Here is a 16,727-nt window from a genome sequence, read left to right on the forward strand (position 1 = left end):
TCGCATCAGATCACGTCGCGTCGGAGCAGCGCAGTCAGGCGGGCGCAGGCTCCGGCGTCGAGCAGGATGAGGTCCTCGGGGGCGGTGAGCCGGCCGGCGACGACGTCCTCCACCGCCTGATGCACCTGTGCGGAGGTGTCGACGCCGATGGCTCCGATGGCCTCGTGACGGACGCGATAGCGATCCGTGTCCGGCCGTGCTCGGGGGTCCCAGACGATGCCGACGCAGCCGGCGACCATGCCCTCGTCGAGGACGGATGAGCGGTCAGAGACGACCGCCCAGGAGCGGACCAGGGTCTCGGGCAGGTCGCGGCCGGTGACGGCGGGCACGCCCAGGGCCCTGAACCACTCGGGTGCGTGCAGCACCAGCTTGGGATGGGCGAACAGGACGGTGCGGTGACCGTCCTGGGTCAGGCCCGCGGCCAGCTCGAGCCAGGGCCGGTAGAGCGTGCTGAGGAGCCCGACGGCGTCGGGGTCGCCCTCCAGGGCGCGTGAGACCTCCGGATCCCAGGTGGGGGCCAACAGAATGCTGTCGCGTTCGCGTCCCAGCAGGCTGTGGAGGTGGTCGTGGCGGGGGAAGCCGGTGCGCCAGACCTCTCGGTCGGTGAGGGTGTAGGAGGTGTGGTCGGCCGTCAGCCCGGCCTGCTCGGCTGCGGTGGCGCACACGACGACGTCCATGCGGACGCCGTTGAACCAGCGCCACATGTCGCGCATGGTCACGCCGTGCTGGAGGAAGATGAGGCGCTGGTCGGGGCCGACGCCCGCACCGGTGAGGCGGCCTGCGATGAGCGGGTCGCCGATGTCGGACAGCAGGATGGTCTCGGCACCGCTCCAGGCGGCGTCGAATCCGGGGCCGGTCGGGTCCAGCAGGACGAAGCCGTCCTGCGCGAGGCGTTCCCAGTCCGGGCAGCTGCGTTCGATGACGAAGATGTGCCGGACGCTGGGAGCGTGGGTGCGGGCATGGCGGTACAGCGGCTCGGCGTTGTCGCCGGCGCTGTCGTGACGGTCCATGTAGAGCCAGGTGCGGGGCCAGTCGGAGGGGGATGAGGCGGTGTACGGGGTGGGCGCCGAAGAGGTCGCGGAGGCGGCTGCGGAAGAAGCCTGCGGGACCGGTGAGGTGCCGCCGGCCCGCTGGTTCTCCTGCGCCTGGCTGTGACGCAGGAGCCGGGCCAGGCGCCGGCGCAGCCCGGATGACGCTGCTCGCGGGCGGCCTCGACCCGGAGGCGTCTGAGGCGGCCTGGGGTTGCCCCGGTAGGGGGCCACGAGAAGCTCCCGGGCGTTGATGACGGCGGTGATCTGGCCCTTGGGCAGCCAGACGATGCGCTCGTGGAGGACCACGTCGTCGAAGTAGCGGTGATCGACCGTCTTGGCACTGGTCGGCTGGGCCCAGGCGCCATCCACCTTCCACTGCTCCTGGGGCATGTCACCGGTGTAGAAGTAGGTGGCTTTCTGGTCGCTGCGGAACCTGCGCCCCGAGGGCAGGATCGGGGCCGGCATGGGGCCGGCGGCCATGGCGACCAGGGCGGTACGACGGCCCACGGCCAGCGGCGTGGAACAGTACGCCTCGATCTGGGAAACGGGGACGCGTTGGGTGACGGCGCGCAGAAGCTGGGCCACCTCAGCGCGCTCGGCGGCCGTGAGCCCCGCCGAGGGGTAGCGCAGTCCGCGATCGGCGTCGGTGACCTGGATGAGGCGGTGGATGATGAGCTGGTGGACCCAGGCCGGTGGGGGGCTTCCGACCTGCAGCCACGTCGGCAGCACCGTGCCCAGCAGGTGGCGGTAGTGGTCGATCCTTCCCCAGGGTCCAGGAGGCTTGGGAGCGCGGCGGATGACGGCCGGGCCGTCGTGGAGACCCAGCCGGTTGCCGGTGGCCACGATGTGGGCGATGAGCCCGCTCAGGGCGGTGTTCTCGTCATCAGCGGCGGTGGCCTCAGCGCCGACGGCGTCGTCCACGCCGTGGAGGGCTCCCGATCCGTCCCAGTCCTGCAGGCCGTGGCGGGGGATGGTGAGCACCGCTCCGCTGACGGTGTCCGGGAAGATGTGGGGCTCGACGGTCAGGTCAGCGGTGCGGCTGCCGTGATTGAAGCGCCACTGCAGCCGCTCGTCGCGGGTGCCGTCGGGGCGGATGGTCACGGTCGGTGTGAGGACGACGGCGTTGCCAGTGCCGGGCTGGGCCAATGAGGTGACATAGCCCGGCTCGACCCTGTCTCCCGCCTTGAGGAGCAGGACTCGGGTCCCTGCGGCCAGGGGGCGCAGAACCTGGCCCAGGCCCGCCGGATCGGGGCAGCCGATGGGGACGATCCCGCCTTCAGGCGAGTCCTGGTCAAGAGAGTCGAGTGTGTCCTGACCACCTGCGGAACCGATGATGATGACGTGCAAGGTCTCGGTACTGCGGGCGTTCATGAGGTGGGCATCTCCATTTCGTGGGGTGGTCCCCAATGACTAATGGTGGACGTAGCCAGCACCTCCGCGTTGGAGATGTCCCAGGTGTGTCCGAAAGTCGTCCCTCGCCGCTGGACGAACCCGAATCGGGAGGCCGAATAGATACGGACCCCGGCACGTGTGCAGTCATTAAGGAAACCGGTGTCCTCCCCGGTGGTTGTCTCGGGAAAAGTGACCTCGCGCGCCAGGTCCGCCCGAGCCACCAGGGTCGGCCCGGAGACGAAAGTCGTATAGCGGTGCTCCCAGTCGGCGAAGCGCAGCACCGTCAGGTCCGGGCCCGTCAGGTGCAGGTAGTGGGCGTGCTTGCCCACGACCTCGGCACGGGCGTAGTCGGCCGCAGCGAGGGACTCGAAGAGATAGTGATCGCCGTAGAGGTCGTCGTCGTCCATCTTGGCGATGTAGTCGGCCTCGACTCGCGAGAGCATGAGGTTGTAGCAGCCTCCTAAGGGAGTGCTGGTCTCAGCGGTGACCCAGTCGACCTCGAGGCCCAGCTCACGGGCGCGGGCCCTGCTGCGGGCCGGGGCGGTGAAGCCGTGGGTGAGAATGACCGGGGCCATCGTCACCTGCTGCTGGCGGGCCAGGGTCTCAATGACGTGGTCGATCTGATCGGGCCGGATGGTGGACACCAGTGGTGCGATGGTGGGCCTGCGCCTGGCCCGCTCCCCCATGCCGACAGCCCGTAGCACGGTCTCCACGCGGTGGCTGTAGGTGTGCCGGCTCCAGATCTCCCGTTGCGCCAGGTAGGTCATGTACTCCCCGAGGACCGGGTTGGTCACGAGCGCGCGCACGGTGTGCCCGGCCTGGGCCCGGTCAGTGACCTTGGCCAGGGCTCCTGCGGGCAGAAGGCGGTCGGTGGCCGGCGTCGGGGTACTCACCACGGGAGTGCCGCAGGCCAGGACCTCGATGACGCGGCGCGGAAGCATGGAGGGGCTGTCCACCACGGAGCTGACGTTGAGGAAGACGGCGTAAGCGCGGTGGGCGCTGAGCATCTGGGTGTAGGTGAGGCTGCCGCGCACGTGGGAGTCCCAGGGAGGCGGGAACTGGTAGGTGTCGTCACCGTCGAGGTACCGGGAGAAGATGTCCAGCCCGTGGGGCAGGCGTGCCGAGACGTCGTGGGCGCCGCCCAGGACGATCTCCATCTGCGCGCGCCGCTCGGGGTACTTGTGAGCGAAGTAGGTGCCGGCGAAGGCGACATCCCTCAGGGGTACGGGGCGCCCCGTCTCGTCCAGCAGGCGGATCGGGTTGTGGATCGCGGGCTGGGCGGCGAAGGGCAGGATCCCGATGCGGTCATGCCCCAGGTCTCGCCGGTAGTGCTCCACCATCGCCTCATCGGTGGTGAAGACCCAGTCGAAGAGGCGGGCGGTCTCGATGGCCTCGTCGTAGTGGGCGGGATCCTCCTTGTTCCAGAAGACCGTCGGCACTCCTTGGCCTCGCAGCGCGGTGACCATGTCCCTGAGGTGGCCCGAGGGCCCCTGGGAGCCGATGACCTGGAAGCGCCAGGCGTCGTCGTTGCCGTGCCAGGCGGACTCTACGAAGAGCAGGTCGATGGGGGTCTGCTCGACCTGCTCGCGCCAGCCGGCGGGGGTCAGGGGCACCGAGCGCCACTCGTAGTCCAGGGCGAGCGCCGTGAACTCATCGGCGATCACCCCGACGGTCACGTCGTGACGCGGCCCGGTCTCCTGTGGCAAGGGCAGGGGCCAGTCCGGCAGGAGCATCCGGCCCCGTCTCCTCAAGGCCCGCCTGCGGGGGCGGGCCCAGGCGGTGGCCCGACGACGGCGCAGGTGCTCACGCAGCCCCATCACCCCGGAGTGGCGCAGGTGCCACAGGGCGCGGCGCAGCTCGGAGGCTGTCCGAGACGAGGTGCGGCTCTCCGGCGAGCTCATGACTCCCCCCATGTCTCGTCCAGGGATTCGAGCAGCTCGTCGAGCTGGTCGCCGTCGCGCTCGACGTTGAAGACGTAGTCCCGGTTGGTGACTCCCAGGTCCCGGCCCTCACAGTCCTTCTCCCTGCCGTCGGTGATCTCGTCACCGTAGAACAGGTGCAGGCGGTGGCCGAGCGCCGAGCAGATGAGGTACTCGTTGGTGGCCAGGTAGGACTGGTTGATGAAACCGATGACGTCGATCGGGCGGCGCGCGAACATGATGTTGTACAGGGCGGAGCCGATGTAGCCGGCCACGACGTCGGCCTCGTAGAACATGCGGGCCTGCTCGACGATGGAGTGGCCCTCGGGCCGGATGATGGTGAAGCCCCTGCGGGTGAAGCGCTCCTCGAGCTCGTCACGATTGAGGCACTCGCGCCACATATCGGGCTTGCGGGAGATGAAGAGTCTGCGGTGGGGCTTCGCGTTGGGCTCGGATCGCTCCAGCAGGCCGTCGCGCAGCCGGTGGCAGGTGCGGGCCAGGCGCGGGTCGGCGAATCGCCCGTTCTGCATGAGGGGCATGGCGCAGACGAGGGCGTCGACCGTCACCGGGGAGGTGATGACCTCGACCTGGTCGTCGTCGATGCCGTAGGCCTCCAGGAGGATGCGCTGGTAGGCAGGGGGACGGCTGCGGTCAGCCCTGCTGTTGGTGAGGATCCGGATGTCGGGATGCGTCGCCTGCGCCAGCTCCCAGGCGTAGAGCCGTGGGACCGCTTCGGTCATGAAGTGGCCGAAGTGCCGGTTGTACTCAAGGTCCAGGTGGAAGAAGGTTCCTCCGAGCCTTGGGGCCGACTCCGTGTTAACCGTGGGCGCGGCGTAGTAGTGGTTGAGCTCCTTCAGCGCCGTGTTGACCAGTCGCTTGGTCGTGGCCAGGCGGAAGGTGTTGGGCAGCAGGAGATGATCCTTGACAAGCACCTGGCGGGGGGCGATGCACACGTCCCGGTACTCCAGGACCGAGGTCTCGGGGATCCGGTTCTCGCGCGGCAGTCGCTTGGCGCACAGCCCCCGGTTGTTAGTGACGCCGATGACTTCCAGCGGGGTGACCCGGGCGGGGAGGATCTCCAGCGGACGCCCCCAGGACTCGCCGTAGCGGGCGGACAGGATCGGCGGGGTCTCGGCGTATCGGAGCTTGACGAAGCCGTCTCCTCGTTTGCGCAGCACGACGCCGCCATCGAGGACGGTCAGTGCGGCCACCTGCTCGCCGTAGGCCCGTTCGTCCCCGCTCAACGCCCCCTTGGCGCCGTGCAGGACGGCGAGACTGCGCGAGGCCCGGGTGACGAGCTCAGCGGTGTTGGAGCTCTCGCCCAGCGCTGCGCCGTCGATGGCGACGTAGTACCCGCCGTCGCGGACAATACCGATGAACAGCTGGGCGGCCAAGGCACGCATGCTGGGGCTGTGGGTGAGGGCGTCCACGAGGACGTCGAACCGACCATGAGTGGCCAGGGCCTGGTGCAGGTCGATCTGGTTCGTGAAGGGAACCACCCGGGCGAGGCCGATGAGACCGGAGCTCGCCGTCGGTTCAGCCCCGGGGCGCCCGTCCTGCTTCTCCTGCATCGTGTAGACGATCAGCTCGCGCGCTCCCAGTGCCAGCGCGATGCAGTTGCTCAGGTGGGGCTGAGGGCGGTCCACGAGTACGGCGACACGCGGCGCCGCTTTGGTGTCCTCCCCACCGCCCAGCCCCTGCAGAACGTGCTGCAGGACCTCCTCCAGCTCCACTGAGGGCTTGCCGGCCGGCATCGAGGAGGAGGCCATTGCCCGGGGAGCCGCTGCGGGCCGTGACCCGTGGGGGCACGTCATGCGGACGTCCCTCGCGAGGCCGCACGCTTGCGCCGCCGTCTCTTGGAAGCCGACTTCCCCTTGGGCTGCTGGTGAAGCGCCTCGGGGCCGAGCACCGCCTCCAGGGTGTCCCGCAGTGAATGCGCGTTGTGCTCCTGAACGTCGAAGTCTCCGTGGGCGAGGCGGTGATCGGCCAGAGCCTTGCGGATCGCCTGGGCGATATCCTGGGGCGAGGTGCCGCACAGAACCCCGTATCCGAGGGCGATCAGCTCCCGGTTGCCCGGAAGGTCGGAGGCCACGACCCCGGTTCCCAGCGTCATCGCCTCCAGCAGGGTGACCGGCTGCCCCTCATGAAGGGAGGGCAGGACGAACAGATCGGCTCCGCCCAGGACCGGGAACGGGTTGTCCATCTGTCCCAGCAGCGTGACGTGCCCGGACAGGCCCAGGGAGTCGATCCTGGCCCGCAAGGTCCCCTCGAGCACCCCGGAACCGACGATCGCCAGGCCGATGCTCAGCCCCTGAGCGGTGCCGCCCTCGGTGCCGTCCTGCTCGCGCAGAAGGGCGAGCGCCTCGATGAGAGCCGCCTGGTTCTTCTCCATCGACATCCGCCCCATGGTGGCAAGGACGATGTCGTGCTCGTTCTTCAGCGCGGTGAAGGCCTCGGGGGCGGGTGCCTGAGCCCCGAGGCGAACCCGCTCGACGTCAAGGAGGTTGCGGGCCGAGACCTGGCGCTGGGAGAGGTCGATGCCCAGCCCGGCCAGCCCACTGCGGTTGTGTCGGGCCAGTCCCGGGCTGACGGCGACGACGGCGTCGACATCTCCGTAGAGGGCGAAGACGCGCCTGAGGCCCGGGTACTTGTCCCGGTACTCGTTGTCCATCTGGTTGTGCTGGTAGCAGGAGGTACGCGATCCGCGACGCCCCCAGGCCGCGATGAGCGAGACCCAGGTCTCGGCGTAGCCGTCGTACTCGATGGCGGCGTCGGGCACGAAGTCGCCCAGGATGCGGCGTGTCTCGCGCTCGTAGTAGGCCCAGTAGCAGTCCCAGAAGCTCTGCGAGGTGAAGGCGTCGGGGTGGCGGGCGAAGTCGTTGACGCAGGCCCGCTCGTGGATCCGCCAGGGCGCGGCCCCGGGCTTGCAGATGACGTGGACGTGGCTGGGCAGGCGTCGGAAGATCTCCTGACGGTCCTCGTTGTCGCGTAGGACGGAGGGCTCAACGATGAGGTTCACCGAGTAGAGCGCCGGATCGAGCGCCTCCAGGAGGGCCAGAAGGGCGGAGGCGATCCCGTTGGGGATCATGGAGGCGTGGAACAGGAGGGTGCGGCGCTTACGGGCACCGTCGCCGAGCGGCGAGTCAAGGGCATGGTCCCTGATAATCGCCCGCTGCCCGTGGTCGAGGTCGTCGTCGAAGAAGGCTCGAGCCAGGCGTGACGAGGCCCGCCCGTCCTCGTAGGGGCAGTAGCGGGCGAGGGCCTCCTGGGGGGCGACCCCCTCCCCGTCCAGGGCTCGCCCGATGGCTGAGGCCAGCTCGCCGCGGTCGTAGCAGGCCAGCCCGGGGACCTCCGCGGGATCGAGGTACAGGCCCCGCTCGGCCCGGTACTCCTCGATGTCGTGCATGTAGAGCACGATGGGGCGCTTCTGGGGCAGGAAGTCGAACAGGATCGAGGAGTAGTCGGTCACCAGGACGTCGACGGCGGCCAGCAGCTCATTGGTGTCGATGTCCTTGGGTACGACGTTCACCGGCAGATCGACGCCGGCCAGCAGCTTCTCGGACAGGCGGTGGGCGCGGTAGACCACGAGCGCGTCGTCGCGGGAGGCCATGGCGGTCAGGTCGGCGACCAGGGCCTCGCGGTCCAGCTCCCGCTTGCTGACGCCGCCGCGCCAGGTGGGGGCGAACAGGACCAGACGGCGCTCATCGTCCTCAGCCAGTCCCAGGCGCCCCCGCAGCGCCTTGCGGTCCTGAGCGCTCGTCGTCAGCGAGGTGTCCAGACGGGGGGAACCGGTGATGATGGTGCGGCCCCGGTAGACGTCGAGCAGATCGTGGTCCTCGACCAGCGCCCATCGGGTGAGCTCATTGGGCGCCATGAGCGTGGTGCTCAGCTGGAAGTTGCGCTGCAGGTTCTCGTAGTCGAGCAGGCCTCCCCGCATGGACCGTCCCAGGGTCTTGAAGGGGGTGCCGTGCCAGGTGTTGAGGTAGCGCTGCTCGCGGCGGCGCACGAAGTAGGGGGCGAAGGAGACGTTGTTGACGAGGTACCCGGCGGTGGCGAGGTACTGCATGTACTCGGTGCTGTGCAGGGGGACGAAGACGACGTTGCGACGCCCCAGCAGATCCGCGGGGATGGCGCCCAGGTCGTTGACGGCCCACACGTGGATGAGGTGGGAGTACTCCGGCCGGTCCACCATCCAGCGGAAGACGGCCAGGGGGTGGCAGCCGATCGAGGCTCCGTGGTTGGACTCCCACAGCACCAGGTGGGGGCTGACGGGAAGCACCTCCAGGGCCTCGGCGTAGCGGATGTTGCGGGCGGCTCCCGCAGTGCGCCCGTAGGCCCGCGGGTCCAGCCCGTCCTTGCAGCCGAACTCCTCGGCCTGCTCGAGGATCTCGCAGGCGAGCTCCGCCTGTCCGGCGTCCTGGGCCAGCTGGGCCAGGACCAGGCGGTGGTTCCGGTCTCCCTTGAGCACCAGCGGGAGAATATGGCGGATGGACTGAGCGGCCTTACCCGCCGCCGCGGGTGGGATCGCCTCACCGGCGCCGGGATCGCCCGTAGCGTCGCGGGAGCCGAGAGCCTGGTGAAGGCCGAGCACGATGTCACCGATAGTGGACTCGACCAGATCCTCCGGCCGCTGCCGAGGCGGGGGTGTGCTCTTCGCGCGGACCAGGTCGAGGAAGCCCGTGCTGGCCAGCTGATTCGACACCGATGCCAGCCCGCGCGGGGCCGGCCCCAGGTAGGCCCAGAAGGACTCCAGGGCCTCGTCATGGCGTCCCAGCCTTGCCAGGCAGACGCCACGGCGATAGTTCCACCAGCTGCGTGCGGGCTTCTTGAGCGTCCGCAGGGCCTCCTGGTAGGAGCGCTCCGCGGTGGCGAGGTCGCCGACGCGTTCCGAGGCGAGTCCCAGCTTGTACAGGGTGTGCCCGTTGCCCGTGTCCAGCGAGGCGGCCAGGGCGTACTGTCCTTGCGCCCGCTCGTGCTCACGCAGACGGTCAAGGCAGTAGGCCAGCTCGTAGGCCAGCTCCACCCTGGACAGTCCCTCTCCCGGGTAGATCTCGAAGAGCTCGGCCGCCAGCCTCCAGTCTCCCCCGGAGCACGCGAACTGGGCCGGCCCCTTGCTGCGGGCCTTTCCTCCGGCAGCCTCGCAGGCGGCGGCGAAGCTGGCGGCGGCGGAGGCCCGATCACCCTCGCGGTGGGCGATGACCCCCTGTTCGAAGAGCTCCTGCGCGCTGAGCTCATCGACGTCGGCCAGGGCGTCCAGGGTGCACCTGGCCGGCCCGTTCAGTCCCAGGTGGAGCTGAGCTTGAAGGAGCTTGCGCAGCCAGGCGGCGTCGTTCTCGTGCTCGGGCAGACCGGAGAGCAGAACCTCCAGGCGCTGCCACTGCGGGGTGCTCGCGGGCAGGCAGGCGAGCAGGTTCTCCGAGTAGCGCCGGTCCCGCACCCCTGAGGAGAGGGCTCGCGAGAAGAAGACGGAGGCCCCCTCTGGATCATCCTGACGCTTGAGGAGGCAGCCGGCACGGTAGAAGGCCTCTCCGCAGGCGGGGTCGCGGTCGGCCACCTCGGTGTAGGTTCTCAAGGCGGCATCGAACCGCTCCTGACGCTCGGCGATGACTCCCAGACGCAGCCGCGTGGCGGTGTCGTGGCCGCTCTCAGAGAGCCTTTCATACAGGCGCTTGGCCTCCGCCAGGTTACCGTCCTCGTACTCCCTGGCGGCGGCATAGCGCACCAGTCGGGTGGCAGCCGGCAGCTGCAGGCGGCCGGAAACGGCACGTCCCATTCTTCTGAGAACAGCATCCTTGCTCATCATCATCGCCCTTATTGCCCTTATTTCAACATGAACATTTCACGGACTAAATTCTGTACCCGTTGACGCAGCATGCAGCGAATCCCGGCCGAATCCCCACTCGGCGGCCTGATTCAACCCGCACGGCGAGCCATCTCACGGCATGCCACTCAGCCCAGGCGCATATCACTCTTGATTTGAGTTGTCGAGACCTCCGGAGTCCGCGGGAGGTAGACGACCTCACACAGCCCCTTGAGCTGATCATCGAACTCGCCGTCCCAGTCATCCCCCATGACGAAGACATCAATACCGTACCTGGTGATGTCCTCGGTCTTCTGACCCCAGGTCTGCTCGGGCACCACGAGGTCGACATACCGGATGGCCTCGAGCATCACCTTGCGCTCCTCGTAGGAGAAGTACGCCTGCTTACCCTTTCCGGCATTGAACTCGTCACTGGACAGCGCCACCACCAGGAAGTCCCCCAGCGCTCGCGCACGCTTCAGCAACGCAATATGACCATAGTGGAGCAGGTCATATGTGCCATAGGTAATCACGCGCTTCATGTGGCCACTTCCTGGTTGGACGTTCGAGGCTCGCCCACAACAACACTCCGGACAAACCACCGTGAGTATTCCCTATGCTCCGAACCGATATCGAAGATGTCATAGAATCGATGCCATACCGATATGGTACCGAAATACATGATGTTCACTATCGAATGTCACAAAGAGGCCTGCCCCACCTTTCCTGGTCTCCTCACGCTCTCATGACAATTATTCTTCCCAGTTCTTTTGAGAGCTGCGGCTCATCCGTCCTCCCGGTCGCTTATCAGCTGAGGAAACGGGTGACCCATCCACGGATCCAAGCAAGGTTGTCCAGGATCGGCGCGGGATCCACCTCCGGCAGAGCGCAGCCGCTCTCTGCGTCGTCGATATCGCCGAGGATCCTCCGCAGGTGGGAGGTGAGCCCCTCGTGGTCGACGGCGACGGGCAGTCCCGAGTCAAGGGGCCAGTCACCGTACAGGCCCCTCTCAACATCTCGGTAGGAGGCCAGGTCGGGCGCGTAGACCACTGCTGGCTTCCCGGTCAGAGCGAAGTCGAAGAAGATGCTCGAGTAGTCCGAGACCAGGACGTCGGCTGCCACCATGAGCTCCTCAACACTCGGGTACCTGCTGACATCGACCATCCCTCGGACACGAGCGGCCCGGTTCATGTGGTGGCTGCGTATGAGGACCGCCGCACCGAGGTGATCAGCCAGACGCGTCCCGTCCAGCGCCCCCGCCGCCTGCGGCCCGCCCGCGGCACCGCATCCGGCTGCACTCGTCGCAGGCCGCAGGCTCTCGCGCCAGGTCGGGGCGTAAAGAACGACCGGCCGCCCCAAACCGATACCGAGCTCGTGGCGCACCCGCCTTCGCAGTTGGGCGCCTCCGAGCAGCCTCACGTTGCGGGGGTACTCCCCGACCCGAACCGGCCCGTGATATCCCAGCGCCTGCTGAAGGCGCCGACCGGCCTGCGGGCTCTGGGCGAGCAGCAGGTCCCACTGGGGAACCTGGCGGTCCATGAGCCGCCGGTATCTCGGGGTGACGGCTCCAGGGGCGTCGCGCAGCAGCTTCTTGATCGGAGTGCCGTGCCAGGTCTGGAGCAGGTGCTGGCCCTCACGCTTGGAGAACCAGGAGGGGAGGTGATCGTTGGTGACGATGACGCGAGAGGTGCGCAGAGCCTCCACCCACTGCGGCGATCCGACGACGACGGGACGCGCGCCTGCCGGCACTGGAACCGTCCCGTCGACAAGCGACCACCACAGGGGCGCGGCCACGCCGTGGGCCGCCAGGTCCTCGCAGATGGCGGCCGGGTTGTCTCCCCCGCTGCGCCCGCCGAAGGACTCCAGGAACACGCCCGCCCTCAGGGGCCCCGCCGCGCGCTCGATGAGGAGCCGGTGACCCCGTCGTGAGCGTTCGTGAGGAGTCAGCGGGGGAATGACGGCCACGGCCACGGAGCCGTCCAAGCGGGTGAGGATCCGCGCACGGCGCCCAGGGCGCCCGGAGCCCGCCCCGGTGACGCCACCTTCGGGTACCGCCACGCAGCCGCTGGGCGCCGGGATGATGGGCACCTCGAGGGCCGGGCCGTCGATCCCCTCACCGGCCAGACAGGTCCCCTCGACACGGTGGTCGGGCTCCCCCTGCGATACGGCGCTCCAGCCCACCGGATAAGTCCCCAGCCCGACATCGGGATCGGCCAGGTCGATGCGCGCCGACCAGCGGCCGCCCGGCGCCAGGACGGCCGGCACCGTCATCGCCCCGCCCCTGGCGGCCCTGCCACCCAGGACGATGTCCAGCCTCGCCGGGGCCGCCGTCACCGTTCCACTCAGCACCAGCCCGGTGTCGATGTCCAAGCGCGCGCAGAGGAGCACGACGTCGATCTCCCCACCGGACAGCGTGACGCTCCCCCGGCTCTCACTCGGCGCCGGGGCGACCTGGAGCAGCCCCCGTTGACCTCGCGCCTCCAGGCGCTGCCCGGACTCCGGCGGCGCCAGGTGGCTCCTGCTGGAGCCGGCCGGTTGCGGCATCCACGCCCGCACCTCTCTCCCGGCCACGCGGGTCACCACCCGGAACCAGGCGCAGCGACCCGGTTCGAGCTGGAGACGCACCACGGTCCCCGAAGCGAGGTAGGAGCGCCATGGGTCGCCGGCCTCCAGGTCGGCTCGGGGCGCCTCACAGCGATCAACCTCGGCGCGGCCCCGAACTCGCCCGGCCTCATCGACCACCTCAACGAACGGGCGGTCGGTCAGGCCCGGGTCGAGGCCCCAGACCCAGGCGCAGCCACGCACCTCCAGGGTCCTGGGGCCCAGCCAGCGCACCGTGTCAACGCCGACGTGCAGCCTTAAGTCAACGTCCCGGACCTCGGTAAGCCCGCGGGGCACCATGAGCCCTTCCAGGAATCGCGGCTCAGGGCGCACAGTCCCCGCCTCGATGGTCAGGGGAAGACGGCCCAGGTCCTCACAGCGTCGACCGATCAGCTCCTCGAGCTCCATAGCGCAGGCCGGATCGTCCTGGATGAGGAGCCACAGCACGAGCCGGTCGAGCAGCCCGGTCGACTCCCACACGAAGTCACCGCCATCGGCGAGCGCCCTTCTCGCGGTGCGGCGCAGCCTGCCGGCGAAGTCGGGCCCCTCCCGGTCAGCGCGCTCAGCCAGACGAACCAGGTCCCGGCTCAGGCGTCCGGCGACCAGGCACCGACGCACGGCCTCCGGGGCGTCGGCAGCCAGCTGCGCCAAGGCGTCCACCTCCGCCAGGAGGCCGCCGGGATCCGTGTGCGCACCGGGGCCACAAGCCCGTGAGCCGGCGCGCCAGGTGTAGACCTCCTCATCCAGCACGTCCGTGCGCATCGCGGCCAGAAGCACCGCGAGGGTCCTGGCCGGCAGGGACATCGCAGGGGCTCGGAGCGCACCGGGCGACCTCGACGACGCCCACAGCTGTCGGCGAGCCATGACGGCGCCGGCCACCAGCTCCTCACCCGCCTCGGGTGCCCGAGCCAGTGGCTGCGCGAGGCGAGGCGCGCGGGGAGGCTCCGACCCCGGCCAGGCCCCGGTTGCCGGTGTCAAGGGCCGCGAGCGCGCGACGACGGCCTGGGATCCCGACTGCTCCAGGCACTGAATCATCGACTGGCAGGCACCGGCGATCAGTCCATCACCGCCGTCGACGACGGTGACCAGGCTCCCCCTGGCCCGCTTCAGGGCGGCATCCAGCCAGCCGCTCGGGTCACTGCCCCGGACGGCGGGCACGACCCGGACGCGCCGGTCCCTGGCGGACAGGCGAGTGGCCACCTGCTCGCCAGAGCTGTGCGCATCGGCCCCCGGCTCGACGACGACCAGGACCTCCAGGTCCCTGAAAGTCTGGTTGAGCACGGAGCGTACGGCCCCCTCCAGGTGAGGGCCGGCCCCCGCCGCTTGGACGATGACGCTGAGTCGGGGCCGGTGCACGCCCCGCACAGCAGCACCGATGAGGCGTCTGAGACGCCGGCCGCCCATGTCCTTCTACCCCGTCAACTGGGGAGCGCGGGAGTGCCAGAGCCCCGTGGTGTCGATGACGCTGCGTCCCTCGAGCAGGAGCGGATCGAGGTCGGCGAACTCCTGGTGGCTGACCAGCACCGCCACGACATCAGCCTGTTCGACGGCCTGCCGCCACCCGGTCAGCCGCACATTGCCTCGCCGTTCCAAAGATGGCGGAAGCTCCTTGGCGTGCGGCTCGGCCACCAGGATCCGAGCGTGGGGCGCTGCGACGGCCACCTGCTCGGTGATCGCGAGCGCGGGCGACTGACGCAGATCGTCGACGTCGGCCTTGAAGGTCAGGCCGAGCACCGCCACGGTCGGCGAGGAGGCGGCCTCCAGGGCCTGAAGGATGCGCCCGACGTAGTGGGCCGGCCGAGAGTCGTTGACCTGGCGGGCCGTGCGGATGAGCCTGGTCTCCTCCGGAGCACAGGACACCAGGAACCAGGGGTCCACGGCGATGCAGTGGCCGCCCACGCCGGGGCCCGGCTGCAGAATGCTGACCCGCGGATGACGGTTGGCCAGGTCGATGAGCTCCCAGACATCGACCCCGACCCGCTCGCAGACCAGGGCCAGCTCATTGGCGAAGGCGATGTTGAGGTCGCGGAAGGAGTTCTCCGTCAGCTTGGTCATCTCGGCGGTGGTGGCGTCGGTCAGGACCAGCTCGCCGGCGCAGAAGGTGGCGTACAGGTCTCTGGCCAGCTGCGAGGCCTCGGGGGTCAGGCCGCCGATGACCCGGGAGTTGGTCACCATCTCCGCCATGATGTGGCCGGGCAGCACGCGTTCGGGACAGTAGGACAGGTGCACTCGGGGACGCGAGCCGCTGCCGTCCGTTGACAGGTCCGGGCGCATCGAGCCGATCGTCTCGGCCAAAGCGCGAGTGGTGCCGGGTGGGCAGGTCGACTCCAGGACGATGAGCTCTCCGCCTGTCAGACGTGGGGCGATCTGCCTGGTGGCGGCTTCCACCAGAGACAGATCGGCCATGTGGTCCCGACCCGTCGACGGGGTCGGCACCGCGATGATGTAGGTCCGTGCCGACGGCGTCATCGTCTGGGCGCGCAGGCGGCCGGCCTCGACCTGCTCGGCCAGCACGGTGGCCAGCCCCTCCTCCAGGAAGGGCAGCTCTCCACGGTTGACGGCCTCAACACGTTCCCGGACCCGGTCCACCCCGACGACGCCGAGCCCGGCGCGGGCCAGGACCGCTGCCGTGGGCAGGCCGATGTACCCCAACCCGATGACCGCGACGTCGACCACTTCAGCAGTGTCAGTCATGAGTCTCCATGCATCTGTACGCGCCCCACGAGGAGCTCCCCGGGACGCTGCGCCGTGCGCCATGAGTCCTCACCTCTAGTTCACCGTGGCGGGAAGCAGCTCGACGGCGGTGGGGTGCTCGGTGAGGTAGGCGCTCACCCGGTCCTGGGCGAAGGCCTTGAACAAGGGGGCGTCCGCGGCGGTGTCGAGCTTGACGATGGACTGCCCGTCCGCGGAGGTTCCCGTACCGGAGGTCGGTACGGTCATGAACTTGATGTCGTTGCTGTGGAGGTGGCGTGTCTCCAGGGCCAGGGACTGCATCTGGTTGAGCGTGAAGGACTCGTCCACGGCGACTGTGCGCGAAGCGGTCTTGAGGAATGAGTACAGCGCCGTGGGACTGCTCAGGGTGCCGTTGTTCAGGACCCTGCTCACGATGGAACGCATCCAGGTCTGCTGACGCTTGACACGGTCGAAGTCCCCGTTCGGGAGGGAGGAGCGCTCGCGGGTGTAGGCCAGGGCCTGTTGCCCGTTGAGTACCTGAGCTCCCGTGCCGAACTCCTTGCCGGCGAGCCTCTGAGGCGTCTTGAGGTTGACGCGCACCCCACCGATGTCATCGGTCAGCGCGACGAAGGACTCGAAGTTTGCCACCGCGAAGTGGTCGATGTGGATGCCGGTGAGGTTCTCCACGGTGTGGATCGTCAGCGAGGGTCCCCCGTAGGAGTAGGCGGCGTTGATCTTGCCCTGGCCGTGACCGGGGATCTCCACCCAGGAGTCACGGGGGATCGACATGACCGAGACGGTCTTACGGTCACCGCTGACCTGAACGATCATGATCGCGTCCGTGCGCTGGGCGCCCTCCTGCCACTGGGAGGGGTCGGAGGCGGAGGTGCGCGAGTCGGTTCCCAGGACCAGGATGTTGACGGCTGGCTCCTCGCCCGCCGCCGCCTGCTGCTGAGGGGCCCGCGTGGGAATGCCCGCGAAGGGATCGGCGATGAACTCCATGCCGGAGGCGATGGAGTGGCGTACCCACAGGGCCAGGCCTCCCGCAGCCAGGGTCAGAACCAGGAAGATCGCCAGGACACTGAGAAGGGCGATCCTCCATCCCCGTCCGGGACGGCGTCGACCACTGCCAGAGCTGCGCGCCGAGGTCGTGTCGACCTCTGATAAGGCCGTTTCAGCACCACGCTTGTCAATCGAGGTGCTTTCGGGTTCTGGTAGGAGGGACTGCGTCATGAGCCAATGGCACCACATATTTCTCGAGCGTTTTGCCCGGAATCCCTTGGTTTTAGGAATTCCGGGCAAAACGCTCAT

General features: G+C 68.9%; 8 protein-coding genes. All 8 read right to left on the reverse strand.

Annotated elements, in window-relative coordinates:
* Positions 1-5: 5 nt before the first annotated feature.
* Positions 6-2,402 (reverse strand): hypothetical protein, encoded by a 2,397-nt coding sequence (locus tag HMPREF2883_RS09970; protein WP_070661760.1) that lies wholly within the window; start codon positions 2,400-2,402, stop codon positions 6-8.
* Positions 2,399-4,324 (reverse strand): glycosyltransferase, encoded by a 1,926-nt coding sequence (locus HMPREF2883_RS09975; RefSeq protein WP_070661813.1) that lies wholly within the window; start codon positions 4,322-4,324, stop codon positions 2,399-2,401. The genes HMPREF2883_RS09970 and HMPREF2883_RS09975 overlap by 4 nt, the downstream gene beginning before the upstream one ends.
* Positions 4,321-6,156: a glycosyltransferase family 61 protein gene (locus HMPREF2883_RS09980; protein ID WP_141759100.1), complete on the reverse strand. Its 1,836-nt coding sequence runs from the start codon at positions 6,154-6,156 to the stop codon at positions 4,321-4,323. Before HMPREF2883_RS09980 ends, HMPREF2883_RS09975 begins: the two co-directional genes overlap by 4 nt.
* Positions 6,153-10,115, reverse strand: coding sequence for a CDP-glycerol glycerophosphotransferase family protein (locus HMPREF2883_RS09985; RefSeq protein WP_256277428.1), 3,963 nt, complete (start codon positions 10,113-10,115; stop codon positions 6,153-6,155). The genes HMPREF2883_RS09980 and HMPREF2883_RS09985 overlap by 4 nt, the downstream gene beginning before the upstream one ends.
* 176 nt (positions 10,116-10,291) lie before the next feature.
* Positions 10,292-10,684, reverse strand: coding sequence for a glycerol-3-phosphate cytidylyltransferase (gene tagD / locus HMPREF2883_RS09990; protein WP_070661767.1), 393 nt, complete (start codon positions 10,682-10,684; stop codon positions 10,292-10,294).
* A 265-nt stretch (positions 10,685-10,949) separates the two neighbouring features.
* Positions 10,950-14,147 (reverse strand): CDP-glycerol glycerophosphotransferase family protein, encoded by a 3,198-nt coding sequence (locus HMPREF2883_RS09995; protein ID WP_070661770.1) that lies wholly within the window; start codon positions 14,145-14,147, stop codon positions 10,950-10,952.
* Positions 14,148-14,153: 6 nt separating this feature from the next.
* Positions 14,154-15,437 carry a UDP-N-acetyl-D-mannosamine dehydrogenase gene (wecC, locus tag HMPREF2883_RS10000; protein WP_070661773.1) on the reverse strand — a complete coding sequence of 428 codons (1,284 nt, stop codon included), beginning with the start codon at positions 15,435-15,437 and terminating at the stop codon, positions 14,154-14,156.
* Positions 15,438-15,512: 75 nt separating this feature from the next.
* On the reverse strand, positions 15,513-16,649 hold the full coding sequence (locus HMPREF2883_RS10005; protein ID WP_070661776.1) for an LCP family protein: 1,137 nt from the start codon (positions 16,647-16,649) through the stop codon (positions 15,513-15,515).
* Positions 16,650-16,727 lie beyond the last annotated feature (78 nt).

Source organism: Actinomyces sp. HMSC075C01 (genome assembly GCF_001812965.1).
GTDB classification, from domain to species: domain Bacteria; phylum Actinomycetota; class Actinomycetes; order Actinomycetales; family Actinomycetaceae; genus Actinomyces; species Actinomyces acetigenes.

What these genes read in the sequence shown, in the direction of transcription:
- HMPREF2883_RS09980 (WP_141759100.1), bottom strand. Translation starts at nt 6,156, where the DNA reads ATGACGTGCCCCCACGGGTCACGGCCCGCAGCGGCTCCCCGGGCAATG.
- tagD (WP_070661767.1), bottom strand. Translation starts at nt 10,684, where the DNA reads ATGAAGCGCGTGATTACCTATGGCACATATGACCTGCTCCACTATGGT.
- HMPREF2883_RS10005 (WP_070661776.1), bottom strand. Translation starts at nt 16,649, where the DNA reads ATGACGCAGTCCCTCCTACCAGAACCCGAAAGCACCTCGATTGACAAG.
- wecC (WP_070661773.1), bottom strand. Translation starts at nt 15,437, where the DNA reads ATGACTGACACTGCTGAAGTGGTCGACGTCGCGGTCATCGGGTTGGGG.
- HMPREF2883_RS09970 (WP_070661760.1), bottom strand. Translation starts at nt 2,402, where the DNA reads ATGAACGCCCGCAGTACCGAGACCTTGCACGTCATCATCATCGGTTCC.
- HMPREF2883_RS09995 (WP_070661770.1), bottom strand. Translation starts at nt 14,147, where the DNA reads ATGGGCGGCCGGCGTCTCAGACGCCTCATCGGTGCTGCTGTGCGGGGC.
- HMPREF2883_RS09985 (WP_256277428.1), bottom strand. Translation starts at nt 10,115, where the DNA reads ATGGGACGTGCCGTTTCCGGCCGCCTGCAGCTGCCGGCTGCCACCCGA.
- HMPREF2883_RS09975 (WP_070661813.1), bottom strand. Translation starts at nt 4,324, where the DNA reads ATGAGCTCGCCGGAGAGCCGCACCTCGTCTCGGACAGCCTCCGAGCTG.